This is a genomic window from Amycolatopsis sp. NPDC052450 (assembly GCF_044547565.1).
In the GTDB taxonomy this organism is placed as follows: Bacteria; Actinomycetota; Actinomycetes; order Mycobacteriales; family Pseudonocardiaceae; genus Amycolatopsis.
This window is the reverse complement of sequence record NZ_JBIUAQ010000033.1, coordinates 62,614-77,206: the sequence shown is the minus strand read 5'-3', so window position 1 is coordinate 77,206 and position 14,593 is coordinate 62,614. Positions and strand designations below refer to the sequence as shown.

The 14,593-nt window shown below is 70.3% G+C and carries 9 protein-coding genes; 1 reads left to right on the top strand and 8 read right to left on the bottom strand.

Annotation, left to right across the window (positions count from 1 at the left end; translation table 11 throughout):
- Window positions 1-232: 232 nt before the first annotated feature.
- The 7 genes from ACIHAO_RS35905 to ACIHAO_RS35875 form a co-directional block, all read right to left on the bottom strand.
- A complete protein-coding gene (locus tag ACIHAO_RS35905; RefSeq protein WP_396565542.1) occupies window positions 233-5,002 on the bottom strand; it encodes a CHAT domain-containing protein in 4,770 nt (1,589 codons plus the stop codon).
- Complete coding sequence (locus ACIHAO_RS35900) at window positions 4,999-6,075, bottom strand: hypothetical protein (protein WP_396565540.1); 1,077 nt, start codon at window positions 6,073-6,075, stop codon at window positions 4,999-5,001. The genes ACIHAO_RS35905 and ACIHAO_RS35900 overlap by 4 nt, the downstream gene beginning before the upstream one ends.
- A gap of 1 nt (window position 6,076) precedes the next feature.
- Complete coding sequence (locus ACIHAO_RS35895; RefSeq protein ID WP_396565538.1) at window positions 6,077-7,135, bottom strand: trypsin-like peptidase domain-containing protein; 1,059 nt, start codon at window positions 7,133-7,135, stop codon at window positions 6,077-6,079.
- Window positions 7,136-7,223: 88 nt separating this feature from the next.
- Entirely contained in the window at window positions 7,224-8,099 is an 876-nt protein-coding gene (locus ACIHAO_RS35890) for an SAM-dependent methyltransferase (RefSeq protein WP_396565588.1), read from the bottom strand.
- 85 nt (window positions 8,100-8,184) lie between these two features.
- On the bottom strand, window positions 8,185-9,057 hold the full coding sequence (locus ACIHAO_RS35885; RefSeq protein ID WP_396565536.1) for a helix-turn-helix domain-containing protein: 873 nt from the start codon (window positions 9,055-9,057) through the stop codon (window positions 8,185-8,187).
- On the bottom strand, window positions 9,008-9,307 hold the full coding sequence (locus ACIHAO_RS35880; RefSeq protein ID WP_396565534.1) for a DUF397 domain-containing protein: 300 nt from the start codon (window positions 9,305-9,307) through the stop codon (window positions 9,008-9,010). Before ACIHAO_RS35880 ends, ACIHAO_RS35885 begins: the two co-directional genes overlap by 50 nt.
- A 272-nt stretch (window positions 9,308-9,579) precedes the next feature.
- Window positions 9,580-12,270 carry an AAA family ATPase gene (locus ACIHAO_RS35875; RefSeq protein ID WP_396565532.1) on the bottom strand — a complete coding sequence of 897 codons (2,691 nt, stop codon included), beginning with the start codon at window positions 12,268-12,270 and terminating at the stop codon, window positions 9,580-9,582.
- 299 nt (window positions 12,271-12,569) lie between these two features.
- Between ACIHAO_RS35875 and ACIHAO_RS35870 the strand changes: the two genes are divergently transcribed.
- Window positions 12,570-13,418, top strand: a complete 849-nt coding sequence (locus tag ACIHAO_RS35870; protein ID WP_396565530.1) for an NmrA family NAD(P)-binding protein — start codon at window positions 12,570-12,572, stop codon at window positions 13,416-13,418.
- Between the two features lie 197 nt (window positions 13,419-13,615).
- On the opposite strand, the gene ACIHAO_RS35865 is transcribed toward ACIHAO_RS35870, so the two are convergent.
- Window positions 13,616-14,590 carry a helix-turn-helix transcriptional regulator gene (locus tag ACIHAO_RS35865; protein WP_396565528.1) on the bottom strand — a complete coding sequence of 325 codons (975 nt, stop codon included), beginning with the start codon at window positions 14,588-14,590 and terminating at the stop codon, window positions 13,616-13,618.
- Window positions 14,591-14,593 lie beyond the last annotated feature (3 nt).

The following is a 14,593-nucleotide window of genomic DNA, read 5'->3' as shown; positions in this document are numbered from 1 at the left end:
CACCCGAAAGTGTGAGTCGAGCTCACTTTCGGTGCGGCATGCCGCTTTCTACTTCACAGTAAAGCACAGTGGGGTGAGTTCTCCTGGGTGAGAAATGGCGCAGGCTCGAATATTCGCGAGCCGGTGCCGTCGAGGCCGTCCGCGCGGCCGCACGGACGGCGCCTGTCCGGCGCGTGCGGGTGACCATTGAGCGCAGACGCGATCGATTCCGGTATCTGACGAATTCGAAGGCTCAGCGCGACGGCACTTGATGGCCGCTGCCGAGGCAGATGAACGGGCGGCGCAGCGGATCCCGGCCCACCACCTCGGCCAGCGCCTCGGCCATGGACCGGCCACGCCGCAGCTCCTCGTGAAGTTCGACGGACACCGCCGCGGCCGCCTGATCACCCACTCGGTTGACCGCCGCGACGATCGTCGCCGAACCGGACGCGAGCAACGCGCCGGCGAACCCGAGTGCTTCGTCGCCCGGCCGGATGCGGGCGAGGGCGAGTTCGCTGGCGGCGAGCACGACCTGGCGGGGCGGGCGGCGCAGATTCGCGAACTCGTGGGCGTACAAGGGACCGTCGGCGAGTTCGATGCGGGAGAACAGCGCGTTGCCGGGTTCGTGCTGGCCATACGCTGCCACATGGGCGAGTTCGGCGCCGTCCAGGGCGTCCAGGACCCGCGAGACGGTCGCGTCCCGGCCGGTCAGCGTCCACGCCCCCGGATGGATGGCGCGGAGGCCGTCGACCTCGCCGACGGCCGACGGAAGATACGGCCCCGAGACCAGCACGACCGCTCCGGCACCCGGCCGTTGGGCGACGTCTTCCGCGGCCAGCCACGCCGTCGCCGACGGTGCGACCGTGACGGCGGTGCCCGCCAGCGAGGGGAGCGCTCCCCAGTGCACCGCGTGCAGGTTGCCGGTCGGCACGATGATCAGCGGCCGCTCGCCGGTCACGCGGATGATCGGCGACAGCAGATCCCGGTCGAGCCGCTCCGCCGAATGTGAAGCCGATCTGGCGACGACGTCGACGAGGGGGCGGGGGAGATCGTCCGGTGCCAGCGCGTCGAGATCGGCATGCAGCCTCCGGGCCTGTTCGTCCACTTCGGACGCGGAGCCCAGCTCGACGAGGTGCGCGTCGCCGTCGACCACGACCACGGCGGACCAGGTCTCGCCGGAGCGGGCGAAACCGACCAGCGCACGGCTTCCCAGTTGCGCGGAGATACTCGCGAGATCGGCGGTCGGCCGCGGGCTTCCCCACGGGCTCGAATGCCACGCGAGGCGCGTGATGTCCTGCTGCAACTCGGAAAGCCGCGCGGCCAGGCGCGTGGCGGGCTTCCCTTCCCGGCGCGCGGAGTGCAACGACCACGCCACCGACCGCATCTCGTCCACCCGCTCACGCATGATCGGGTCGCGGGACTCCGTCAGCGGGCGGTAGCGGTACACCTGCGCCTTGGTCTGCTCCAGGACACGGAGCAGGGTTTGCGGATCTCCCTGCCGCAGGGCCAGTTCGACGGCCAGCTCGCCCAGTTCCCTGCCGTGCGCCGCGGCACCGGACACCACGTCGATCCCGCCTTGGCGGTCCCTGGTGGCGTTGAGTTCCGTCAGTCCGCGCCGCGCTTGGGTCAGGGCACGACCGTGGCCAGAGGCGGCCGCGAGTTCGGTACGCGCCAGATGCCAGAGCACCCACTGCTCGATCGGGGCGTTCTTGCCGGGGCGGCGTACCTGCCGCAGCAGGGACAACGCGACATCCAGCTGTCCTTTGTGGACTGCCAGGCGGACGCCGAGCAGTTTCGCCGTCGCGGCTTCGCCGGAGAGGCCGAACTCGGTCAGGCGGTCGGCGAGCGCGGTGGCCCTGGCCACCGACGCGGATCGGGCGGGTGTCCCGGCGAGTGCCAGTGCCGTGTCCACCCGCAGCCGCGTCAGCTTGGCGATCTCCACCCAGTCGTCGTCGTGCCGCCGGGCGAAGCGTCGTTGCGCCGAAGCGGCGAGCTTGCGGGCTTCCTCGGGATCGTCCTGGAGGAGTTTCGCGGCGGCGGCGACGAGTTCCGCCTGTGCCAGTTCGTGCCCCGAACTCTGCCTGCGCAACGCGGGCAAGGCTTCGTCCAGCACGGTGTCGGCCTCGCCGGACAGCCCCGCGTCGAGCAGCGCCTTGGCCTGGTCCAGCTGCGCCGCCGGAAGCAGGTCCGGCGCCTCGACGGCATACAGGCGGAGGCAAATTTCGTAATGCCGCAGCGCGGTCGCGAAGTCGCCGGTATGCCTGGCGAGCGTGCCCAAGCTCCGGTGGCCGTGGGCGCGCAGCAGGCCCTGATCCTCTTCGCGCGCAAGACGCAGGCTGCCGGACAGGTCCCGCTCCGCGTCCCGCACGTTGTCGAGCGCCAGATGCGCGAGGCCGCGATCGAGCAGCAGCGGCGCGATCCGCCCGCCTTGCCCGATCGCGCGGTCGTAGTGCGGCAACGCTTCCGCCGCCCGGCCCGACCGGTGGAACCGCCTCGCCAGTTCCCCTTCGGCGCCGTCACCGAAAGGAAGCGTGCCGTGCGGTGAGACAGAGTCGCCGTGGTCCTGATAATCGCGGTACAGCGCGGATTCCGCGTCCGACTGGTACGACTCGGCGATGTCCCGCGCCGTCGGGTCGTCCTGATCGAGGGCGAGCTCGGATTCCGTGCCGGCGAGGCCGATCCGGCGCAGCGCGGCGTTCAGCAGCCGGGGAGACCGTTCCCCCAGTTCGGCCGCGAGGTCGCGCAGTAGGCCGGGGATCGCGGTGATCTCCTTGATCGACAGCCGATCGGCGACCGTGACGGCTTCCGTGCCCAGGTCGTCCGCCAGGCTTTCACCCAGCGGCAGGCCGTACCGGCGCAACCGGAGCAAGCACACGAGAAGACTCAACCGGCAGATCAGATGCGGGCCGGTCGGCGGCAGGCGGCGGGTTTGGCCGAGTGTTTCGAGCAGGTAGGGCTTCGCCCGGCCGGCCTGTCCGAGCCGTTCGTCCATTCTGGCCATGTGCAGGGTGAAGAGGACGAAGTCCTGCATCGCGCCGGTGCGGGCCAGGCGTTTGCGTTCGGCGACGGCGACGGACAGCGCCTCTTCGTACCGGCCGAGCTGCTCCAGCGCCTGCACCCGCAGCCCGCTCAGCACCGGGGACTCGTCGTCCGTCCGGCCGATGTGCTCGTCCAGTTCCCGCAGCGCGTCTTCGCCGTTGCCCGCGCTGACGAGTTCCGCGGCCCGGCGCGTCACCAGTCGTCTGCCGACCTCGGTGTCGGCTTGGCGAAGGTCCTCGTCGGAGACGGACAGCGTCGGGGACTTCGCGGCAAGGTACGCCTTGGACGCGGGAGGAAGGTCGTCGAGCGTCGGCAGCAGATGGGCCAGCACCCGGCCGTCCCAGCGCGTGTCGAGGGTTTCCCGCCGTTGGCCGAGCATCAGGCGGTGATAGATCTCCTCGGCGCGGGCGGCCACCCCGCTCTGTCCACTGTAGAACTTCACGGCCGTCCGGTGGATCCGTTTCGCCACGACGGATTCATCCGCGGCGAGGCGATGCAGCATGGTCTGCCGCACGTCGGCGCGGTGGACCACCGCCCGCCCGCCGGGCGCGCGGGTCACCAGCATCGCCTCGCGCGCCAAGCCGTCGAACAGGGCGAACGCCCGTTCGGCGTCGGGCACGTCCACACCGCACGGTTTGGCGAGGACGTCTTGGATCAGCTCGGGTGTCACCCGGCGCAAGGTCAGCCCAGGATGGGCGAGGCGACGGACATCCGGATCCTGGATGTGCCCGAGCAGGCGCCGGTACAGCTCACCCTCGATCGTCCCCCGGTGTACGGCGATGTCCCGCAGCGCCTCGTCGTCCGAGGCGTTGCGCAGCACCCCGGCGGCCAGGTGCAGCGCGAGCGGGCTGGTGCCGACCTGGTCGACGATCCGCCGCGCGTCCGGCGGCGGATGCGCGGGCAGGAGCTTCAGCAGCAGGTCGACGGCTTCGTCGTGGTCGAGCCCGTCCAGTCGGATCTCGTCGAAGTCCCGTCCGGGCGCGGGCGACCGGCCCGCGAGCACGATCGACGGCCGCTCCAGCCGCCGCGAGAGCCCGCCGAGGAAGTCCGAGAACCGGCGCTGGATGGGCCGGTCGCGCCGTTGCACCTCCTCGAAGGTGTCGAAGACGACCAGCAGGCGCTCGCCGCCGAGGGCACCGGCCAGCCGCTCGATCAGGTCCTCGTGAGGGAGCCTGCCGCTGCTGCCGGCGCTCGGGGACTCGACGACGCGTTTGCCCGAGCGCAGCCGGTCATGGCACCGGGTGGCCAGGCTCGCGACGGCGTCGTGCGCGGCCGGATCCGTGAGCTGCACGGTCACCTGCCGCGCGATCGCCGCGACCAGGCTCACCGGTTCCGCCGGATCGACCGCGCTGTGGTCGAAGTTCAGGTACGCGACCAAAGCACGGCGCCGATCGGCGAGGTTCAGCAGATGACGGACGGCCACCGCGGATTTGCCGATCCCGCCGAGACCGTGGACGAGCACCGGCGTGCCACCGTCGCGGAACCGGATTTCCAGTGCGCGCAACACCTCCGCGCGGCCGACGAAATGGTCGCCCGCGAGCACCCGGAACGGTTCCAGCAGTTCGCCGACGCCGAGTTCCCTCGCCAGTTCGTCCCCGGTCGGCACGTGTTCGGCGGCCCCGCCGAGCCAGCGTGCCAGCCAGGCCACCGCGCGGAGCCGGGGAAGGCTGAGCGAGTCCAGATCGACCGGCGCCCCCGCGCCGACGTACTGATCGATCGCCCATTGCCGGTCGTCGGACGGCCGGCGCGGGATCCTTTCCCAGGTGTCGCGCAGCGCGGCGAAGCCGACCTGCAGGACGAGTGACCGGCGCACGGAGTCGTTGAGCCGCCAATGCCGGTGGCCGTCGCCGGTGCGGACCCTCGTCGAATCCGGGAACAGCGCCGGCCCGGCCTTCTCGGCGAGTTCGGCGCCCACCCCCAGCCACGGCAGTTCGTAATGCGACAGCAGGGTGGCGCGCAGCCGTAGTTCGTGCGGAGAGGTCATGGCGCACCCGCCGGGGTGAAATGCAGGTGCGCGGCCCGGCACGCGGCGCTTCCGAGCACGCGGAGGTCGTCGAGGTCCGCCTCGCCGAGCACCTGATCGACCAGTGCCTCGAGTTCGTCGTCCGAGATCGCTTTGCCCACGTGGTCCGCGAGCCCGCGGAAGAAACCCTGGAGGTGCGAAGTGGTGACGCCGGTCAGCTTCTCGTGCCGGAGCACTTCCAGCACGGCGGGGGAGAAGTCACCGGGATGACCGGTGACGATGAGCCTGGCGCCGGGGAGCTGACCTGCCTCCACCTCCTTCGCCAGCTGGGCGACGACCATGTGCACCCCCGACGACACCTGCGGCCGGTCGAGGCCGTCGATGAAGATCCACCGCATTTTCTTCGGCAGGGCGGCGAAACGGCCGACGAAGACGTCGACGAGCTCCCGGACCGTGCGGGCCTGTTCGGTGTGCTGGTCGACGGGAAAATCGGTGGGCAGGCCCAGCCTGGCGGCCAGGGCGGTCATGAAGCCGGTCGCGTCGACGTGGTCGTAGAAGTCGTCCTCGACGTTGACGAGCCTGAATTCGCAGGCGAGCGCGGGATCACCGGCCATATGCTGGATGAGGTGGCGGCTGTAGGACTTCCCGCTGCCGGGTTCGCCCGTGATGCTGAGGACGGGGAACTGTTTCCTGGCCAGGTCCACCAGATGCGCGCGCAGGTCGCGCCGGTCGAGCAGCGCGCGCTGGCAGCCGGGCCCGAGCAGCAGCGACAAATGCCGTTCCCGTGGGGAATACCAGCTGCCGTCGGTGTTGTGCGCGGCGAGCACGGCGTCCAGATCCGGCCCGACGGCCGGACAGCGGGCCTTGACCAGCTCGATGAGGTGGGCCAGCCGTCCCGCGTCGGCGGCGTCACGGGTGATCGTCGGCCACAGCTGCGCGGCAGGCTGGCCCCAGTCGACCTCGTACGGCGCCAAGCCGACGCCGAGGTAGATGTCGATCAGGTCGTCACGCAGGTAGAACGCCTTGTTGAGGGTGTCGTGCAACAGGCGTGCGGTGCCGTCGCCCCAGTCGGGGAAGTGGATCCAACGGACCATGTCACTCCCGGCCAGGAGGGATGCCGAGTTCGGTGAGACGCTCCACCACGCGGCCGATGGCCCGTCCCTGATTGCGATAGGCGACGCCGTCGCCGGCCGTCGATCGCACCCACTGGTGGTGCAGCGCGACGACACGCCAATACCTGTCGAACACCGGGGAGCCCGACGAACCCGCTTCGGTGTCGGTCCAGTACTGCACCACGTCGTCATCGGCGTAACGCACGAGGTTGTGGTGCATGGCGAGCTTCTTCGGCAGGCCCCGCGGATGCTGGATGATGTAGACGCGGTCGTCGGCTTCGACGACGGCGGCCCGGTGGAGCGGCACGATCGGCACGTCGTCCGGCATCGGCCCGGCGGTGGTGACGACGGCGAAGTCGTGCGCCCGGTCGCCGTCGATCGACGCGGTATCGCACCGGATCACGACCGGTGTCCGCGGCGTGCCGGCGCTGTCCAGCTCGTAGTGGAATTCCGCCTGGACGGCCTTCGCCCGCCTGTCGCCGTACCGCCAGTCGTGGAGGACGTGGTGGTTCGTCAGCAGCGTCCGCGGGCCGATCCGGAACGCCGTGCCGTGACAGCCCGCCTTCTCGAACGACACCGTCAGCCGGCAGACCGACTTCGCCCTGTCCAAGCCCTGTTCCAGGAAGGACACGTCGAACAACGTCTCCTCGTCGTCGAAGATCTGCCGCTCGAGGCCACCGAAGTTGGTCCAGCGCCCGTCATCGGGCGTCAACGCGGGAGCCTGGCCCTCGGGGATCCGCGCGGTGAGGACCGGCGCCGTCTTCGACAACTCGTCGATGCGGACGGCCAAGGCAGGCCATTTGTCCCCGACGTCGGTCAGCAATTGTTTCACCCGAACGTGTGCCGCGGCCTCGTTGAGAACGTCGAACCACAGGCGTTCGGCGGGCTGATTCCAGGAGATCCGGGCCGGGGGCACCCCCGCCCCGACCGCGACGAGTTCGATGTCCCGGTCCCGGTAGATCGCCGTGCTCAACGCATTCCGCAGTTCCTGGAGCCGCTGATCGGTCCAATCGAGAGGGAAGGAATCCGGAATCGGTGCCATCCGTGGTTCCACCCCTTTCGGTTCAGGTCGCGACTCCTCGTCTCCGGGGGGAGTGCCCACCACCATAGCGAGTCGGGAACCGGTCGCTTCAGGGCTTCCGGCCGACACCGCCGAGGATGAGCGAGCCGTTCGGGGTCGCGAACGTGATCTCCGGTTCGGCCGGGCTCGCGTCTTCGGGATGCCACTGCGTGGTCCAGGTCAATCCTGGCGGGAGAAGGTCGAATTCACCGAACAATTCCCGGATCTCGCCGTGGTTTCGCCAGATCACCGGACTGCTGCCGCCGTCGTACAGTTCCTTGAGCTTCACCAGCGGCTTTTCGTATTCCGGCGGCACACCTTCGTCGGTGATATGGGAGATCGCCAGATAGGAACCGCTCGGCACGAGTTCCCGATAGCGTTCGACGGAGGCGGGGCCGACGTCGCCGGTGTCGCCACTGCGCGAGGAAGCCGGCTGCTGGACGTGCAGGACCGCGATGAGCAGCACGGCCACGGGTTCGTCGAGGTCGAGGATCTTCTGCTCGGCGACCTTGGCCCACAGCCGGTCGGGCGCGCGCAGGTCGGCGTGGACGGCGGCGTGGCGCCGGGGATCGCCGTGTTCTTCCAGCAGGGCTTGGGAATGGGTCACCGCGACGGGCTCGTAGTCGACGTACACCACGCGTGCCTTGCCCGGCGCCACGTCGTCGGCGACCTGGTGGGCGTGCCGCATGGTGGGCAGTCCGGCGCCGATGTCGATGAACTGGGTGATCCCCAGGCGCAGGAGATGGCGGACGACCCGGTGCAGGAAAACGCGGTTGGCCTTGGCGATCGGCCGCAGCATCGGGAATTCGCCGAGCACCCGGTCACCGAATTTCCGGTCGATGGCCCAGGAGGCCGTGCCTTCGAGGTAGTAGTCGTAAACCCGGGCGACGCTGGGTTTGCGCATGTCGATCCCCGGTGGCGGATACGCCTCTTCGGCCACGGCCATTCCCTTCCTCGTCTCCACCCTGAACCTCTCGACCGAACGTAGCGGCCGAGTGACCTGACGCAATAGACGGCACTCGAAGGAAGGCTCACTCGCGATCGGGGTCGACGGACCTTTGCCGCTGATACCGGCGGTGCAATTCCGAACGGGTCTCGTCCGCGGTGGCGGCGGTGTCCAGCAGTGCGTCCCAAGCCTTGGCGTAGGTCTTGATGGACCGCCGGGTCGACCAGTCGATACCGGCGCTGTTCTCGCTGTAGCCGATGTCTTTTCCGTGGTCCGCGCGACGGAAGATGATGAAATCCGGATCGACATACGCGGCCGCGCGGTAGGGGACGTAGCGAATGGTGACATTGGCACGCCGGGTCAGTGACAGCATATGACCGAGTTGGTCTTCGATGATGTCGTCCTTTTGCGCGCACAACCGGTCGAGCGCGGCTTCGCTGATCACGAACACGAAATCCTTGGCGGGATGGTTGAACAATTCCTGCCGCTTCACGCGCTGGGTGAACCTCGGCGAGACCTCCATGCTGAGCCCGGTGCCGCCGAACTGGTCGTACATGTAGGCCTCGCTCTGGATCAGGCCGGGGATCCGCTCGCCGGTCCAGGAGTGGACTTCCGCGGCTCGTGCCTCCGTCGCCAGTACCTTCACGAACCATTCCGGGGTGCCGATCCGTTCGCCGGACCAGACGCGCCGAGGCGCGTTCGCCCTGCTCCACAGCATCCACATCGTCTCGGAAAGCCGGCTTTCCACCGCGCAGTCGGTGATCCAGAGGCCCAGGTCCTCGTGGGAGATCGACGTGGTCCCGTGCTCGATCTTCGTCACCGTGCTCTGCGACTTCCCGATCAGCCGCTGGATGTCGACCTGCCGCTTGCCCGCGTTCTTCCGCGCGGCGGTCAGCAACTCGCCGAGATCACGGCGAACGGTCTGGTCCGTGGGTGGTTGCCGATCGTCCACGGTCACCGCCCGCACCGTCCCGGGGCGACGGCCGGTCGCGCCCCTTCAGGACCTCGAGCAGGGCCTGCCAACTGCGGGCGGGAAAGGCCAGTATCGGCGAACGCCGCCCGAGTTTGCTGTCGCGCACCCCGGTGACGGCGCGGTCGCCGAGATTCACCTCCACGCAGGTTCCCCCATTGGGCCCGCTGTAACTCGAACGAATCCAGTCCGCTTCCCGAAAGACGGCGGCCGGGTACTCGGTGTCGTAGAACCGCATCGCTCCCCCTCAGAGCCCGCGAGTCGAATAGCCGAACCCAGAGTGGGCGTCGAATATTCGGTTCGCAAGCCGTTGGCGAATCGATCCGGGACATGTTCACTCCAAAGATATCTTTCCTGTCCGGCGGGGTACGGGAAAGCGCGTCTTACCGGAACGCGATTCTGGCATACGCGGCCGAAGGGGACTTTCCCCGCGTCTCGTGTGGTGAAGGGAGCTTTCGTCGCATGGCATGCGGGGAAAGCGTCCTTCGGCGCCGGACCCTTTTCCTCGCGTTATTGATCCGCGTCGCGGAGGTCGGGCATGTCCCGCAACTGCCGGCGCGAGGTGATCCCGAGCTTGCGGAAGATGTTGCGGAGGTGGGCGTCCACCGTGCGAGGGCTGAGGAACAGGCGCGTGGCCACCTCTTTCGAAGTCGCGCCCGCCGCGACCTGGCGCGCGATGTGCGTCTCCTGCATGGTCAGGTGGTCGTAGGAGCGTTCGGAGCGGCTTCGGGCCACCTCCCCGGTCGCGCGCAGTTCGTCGGCGGCCCGCCGGCTGAACGCCTCCAGCCCGATCTCCGACAGCTTTTCGTGCGCGGCGCGCAGCTGTTCGCGTGCGTCGCGACGGCGCCCCGCGCGGCGCAGCCACTCCCCGTACCGCAGGTGCGCCCGCGCGAGATGCACCGCGAGCGGGCCATCAGCCAGGTGTTCGAGGGCTTCCCGGTGGTCGTCTTCGGAGTCGCTGACCAGCGCCCGCGCACCCGCCATGACACCGAGGGCGAACGTGGTGCCCGCGGGTTCCGTGCGGTCGGCCAGCGAGTCCAGCGCGGACCGGGCGACGTCGTCCTCACCGCACCGGACGGCGGCTTCCACCAGTTCGGGCAGCGCGATACCGGCGAGGAAAAGGTCGCCGCTCGCCACGGCCCGCTTCGCCGCGTCCAGCGCCGCCGGGTACTCGGTGAGCCCGTTGTACAACACGGCCGTGGCCCAGTGGGCGTTCGCGGTCAGCTGGCCGTTGCCCTGGCTCGTCGCCTCGGCGAACAGGTCGAGCATCTCCTGACGGCGGCCCCGCATCGCCGCCAGATGCACTCTCGGGTAGAGCTGCGGCGGATCGCCGACGGCGTCCGCGATCGCTTCCTCTTCGGCGATCGCGGCCATCGCCTGCCCGAACTTCCCGGTGAGCACCGCGTGCAGCGCCACCTGCGACAGGCCGAGCCGGATGGTCATCGGCGCTCCCGTGCCTCGCCCGGTCCGCACCAGCCAGCCGACGATCGTCGCGTGCAGCTCGATGTCCCACAGTTCACCCGCGAGCACGGTGGCCAAGGCCGGTGTCCTGGTCCAGCCGGCGTCGTCGCCGGTGAGGACCCGGCGAAGCGCCGGTACGCCGGCGTGGTGTCCCTCGGTGGTCAACCGCACGAGCGCGCCGAGAAGATCCGGCGGCCCGGACACCGGTGGTGCCGAGCGGGCCGCGTCGAGGACCCGGTCCAGGACGCCCGCGGCCCTTCCGACGACGAGCCCCATCTCCAGCGCCGTGACGAAACACTCCCGCGACCGCTCCGGGTCGACTCCGGCGAGCCGTTGCGCGGCCCGCAGGATGAGTTCCGGCCCGCGGACGAAACCCTCCGCGCCTTGCACGAAGGCGATCCGCCCGCGCAGCAAGTCCACCGACGCGTGCTGGGGGACAGCCAGGCTTTCGGTGTCGACGCTGGCCAGCAGATCCGCCGCCGCGTCCGTCCCGCCCGCCTCGAGCGTCGTCCGCGCCGCCGCGAGCGTGCGTTCGGTCTGCTTGGCGGAGTCGAGTGACAGCGCCGCCGCGCGTTCGAGGAAAGCGGCGGCGGCCGCGACACCCCCGCGTGCCTGCGCACGCGACGCCGACAGTTCCAGCTCCGCCGCGACCTGCTCGTCCGGTCCGGTGGTGGCCTGAGCACGGTGCCAGGCCCGCCGGTCTCGCGCGGCTTCCGGATCGGTGACCTCGGCCAGCGCCCGATGGGCCGCGCGGCGCCGCTCCGGCTCGGCCGCGCGGTACGCCGCCGAGCGCGCCAGCGGATGACAGAAGCGCGCCCGCGTGTCGAACACGATCAGCCCGGACGCTTCGGCGGCGGCGCTCGCGGCGGGCACGTCGAGGTCCCACCGCCGTGCGGCCGCCCACAGCAGGGCGGGGTCGCCGGTGGGGTCGGCGCTCGAGAGGATCAGCAGGTGCCGCGCGTCCGCGGGCAGTTCCGCCATCCTCGCCAGGAAACTCCGCTCGATCCGGCTCGCGATCGGCGACGGCGCCGGCAGCGCGAAGCCACCCGCTTTCGGCAGTTCGATCAGGGCCAGCGGATTGCCGCGTGCCTCGGCGAGCAGGCGATCACGCACCCGCTCGTCCAACGTCACGGTCTTCTCCTCGGCCAGCAAGGCACGCGCGTCCGCGTCGCTCAGGCCACCGACCGTCAACCCGGGCAGCTCGTCCAGCCCGCGGACCGGCTTCCGGTCGCGGGCCGCGAACACCATCGCGATCGGCTCGGCCGCGATCCGTCTCGCCAGGAACGTCAACGCCCTCGCCGAGGCGGTGTCCAGCCAATGCGCGTCGTCGACCACACACAGCATCGGCCGCGTCCCCGCGGCGGTGGCCAGCAGTTCGAGCGCGGCGAGACCGACGCGGAACGGGTCCGGCGCGCCGTCGGCCAGCCCGAACGCGACGAGGAGGGAGTCACGGTAAGGAGCGGACAGCGTGTCGAGACGCGCCAGCGCCGGGACGCACAGCTGATGCAGCGCGGCGAAGGGCAGTTCACCCTCGAACTCCGAACCGGACGCGCGGATGAGCTGGAACTTCTCCGCCGTCGCGTGGGCGACGTGGTCCAGCAGCGCGCTCTTGCCGATGCCGGGCTCACCGCGGAGGACGAGCACCCCGCCCTCGCCGCGGCCCGCCGCGTGGACAAGGGCGAGGAGGCGATCGATCTCGTCCCGCCTGCCGACGAGCGAGCGGGAGGACGTCGGGGCCATGGTCCGAACCCTAGCGAGGTGAACTAGGCGATTGTCACCGACGCGAGCGGAGTGGTTCCCGCGCGATCGTTTCGGCATGACAGTACGAGCGACGACACGGACAGGGCGCGGGGTCGCGATGATCGGCCTGGCGACCGCCATGTTCCTGGTCATTCTCGACGCCTGCGATGGTGAACCTCGCCGGGTCCACCATCCGTCAGGGGCTGGCGCTCACCGCCGCCGGTCATCGCCCTCGCGGTGTCGCTCGTTCCCGCGGCAAGGACACGACACTGATCTCCGCAACGAAAGGACACTCCACCATGGACACCGTGCTGGTGACCGGCGCGACCGGAACCGTCGGATCCGCCTTGATCCCCGCCCTTCAGGCCCGCGGGGTCACCGTCCGCGCCATGACCCGCGACCCGGGTCACCTCGTTCCCGGCGCCGAAACCGTGGTCGCCGACCTGCGTGATCCCGGATCGGTCACCGCGGCGCTGCGAGGCGTCGACGCGGCCTTCCTCAACAGCCCCTCCGCGCCGGACGCCGCCTCACTCCAGATGAGGTTCGCCGACCTCGCCCGGGACGCCGGCGTGAACCGGCTCGTGCTGCTCTCGCAGTACGCGGCAGAGGCGGACTCGCCGGTGCGATTCCTGCGGTGGCACGCCGAAGTCGAGGCACATGTCGGATCACTGGGGTTGGAGCACACCGTGCTGCGCCCCAACCTCTACCTGCAAGCGCTGCTCGCCTTCGCCGGCACCATCTCGCAGGGCTTCTTCGCCGCGCCCATCGGCGACGCCGCAGTCAGCGCCATCGACACCCGGGACATCGCAGAAGCCGCCGCGGCCGCGCTGACCGGTCCGGGACATGCCGGCCGCACCTACACGCTGACCGGACCCCGCGCGGTGACCCACGGCCAGATCGCCGACGCGCTCTCCACGGCCACCGGGCGGAGCGTCACCTTCCACGACACGACGGCCGATCAGTTCGCCGCCGCGCTGACCGGTCTGCTCCCACCCTGGCAGATCGAGGGCCTCGTCGAGGACTACGCCCACTACGCCAGAGGCGAAGCCGCCGAAGTCCACACGTCCGTCGCCGATCTCACCGGGAAACCCGCGCGGGACATCGTCGACTTCGCCCGCGACCACGCCGCCGCTTTCGCTTCCGTGTGAAAGGGAATCCGAAGATCTCCCACTGCATCGGGTTCACTCTCAAGCCCGATGTCACCGAGGACGAAAAGGCGGCAGGGCTCGCGCGGATACGGAGATCGGCGCGCGCCGAGGAGTGTCCCCAATGTGGCATTGGGGACACTCAGCGTCCCCAATGCCACATTGGGGGCACCGGCCGGGCGGCCGACAAGCCACCGGAGTCAGGACGGCGCGTCGTAGCGGCTGGTGATCGCGGCGGCGCGGTCGCGCAGGGAGGCGCGTAACCACGGCGGGGCGAGGGCTTCCGCGTCCGTGGAGAGCTGCCACAACGCCCATTCGGCGTGGCGCGCGTCCTGGAAGGTCACCTCCAGTCGCAGCCCGCCGTCCTCGTCGGTTTCCTCCGCGAGGACGGCCAGCGCGGTGCCCACCAGGTCTTCCCGCCGCCCCGGGGCCACGCGCACCCGCACGGCGACCTGGTCGCCGCCGGTCCGGAACCGCGTGCTGCGTTCCTGCCAGACCCGGTCCAGATCGACCCGGTCCGGTCGTTGCGCCGGTTCCGGAAGTTCCTCGGCGGCCCGCAGCCGGGACAGCCGGTAGGTGCGGTCCTCACCGGATCTCGTGGCCAGCAGGTAACCCCGGTCCCGGACGGTGACCAGCCCGATCGGGTCCACCGTGCGCCACTGCGCCGCCCGCCCCGTCGGCGCGTAATGGATGCGCAGCTTGTGCCCGGCGAACACCGCCCGCCGGACCTCGGCGACGATCGCGTCGGACACCTCCTCGGCGGCCTCGCGACGGGAGAGGAGGTCGATCTCCGGGTCGACGAGCAGCCGCCTGGCCGCACCCGCCGCGGTGTCCCGCTGGCTTTCCGGCAGCGCGTCGATCACCTTGAGCATGGCCGAGGCGAGCGCCGAGCCGAGGCCGAACGCCTGCGCGCCGCGCCGTGACCCGGTGATCAGCAGCGCGAGCGCCTCGTCGTGGTTCAACCCGGTGAGTTCGGTCTGGAAACCGGGCAGCAAAGCGAAACCGCCGTGCCTGCCGCGTTCGGCGTAGACCGGGACACCCGCCGCGGACAACGCCTCGATGTCGCGAAGCACGGTGCGGGTGGAGACCTCCAGCTCGCGGGCGAGTGTGGTCGCGGACAGCCGGCCGCGGTGCCGCAGCAGCAACACCAGCGAGACCAGCCGGTCGGCACGCATGGG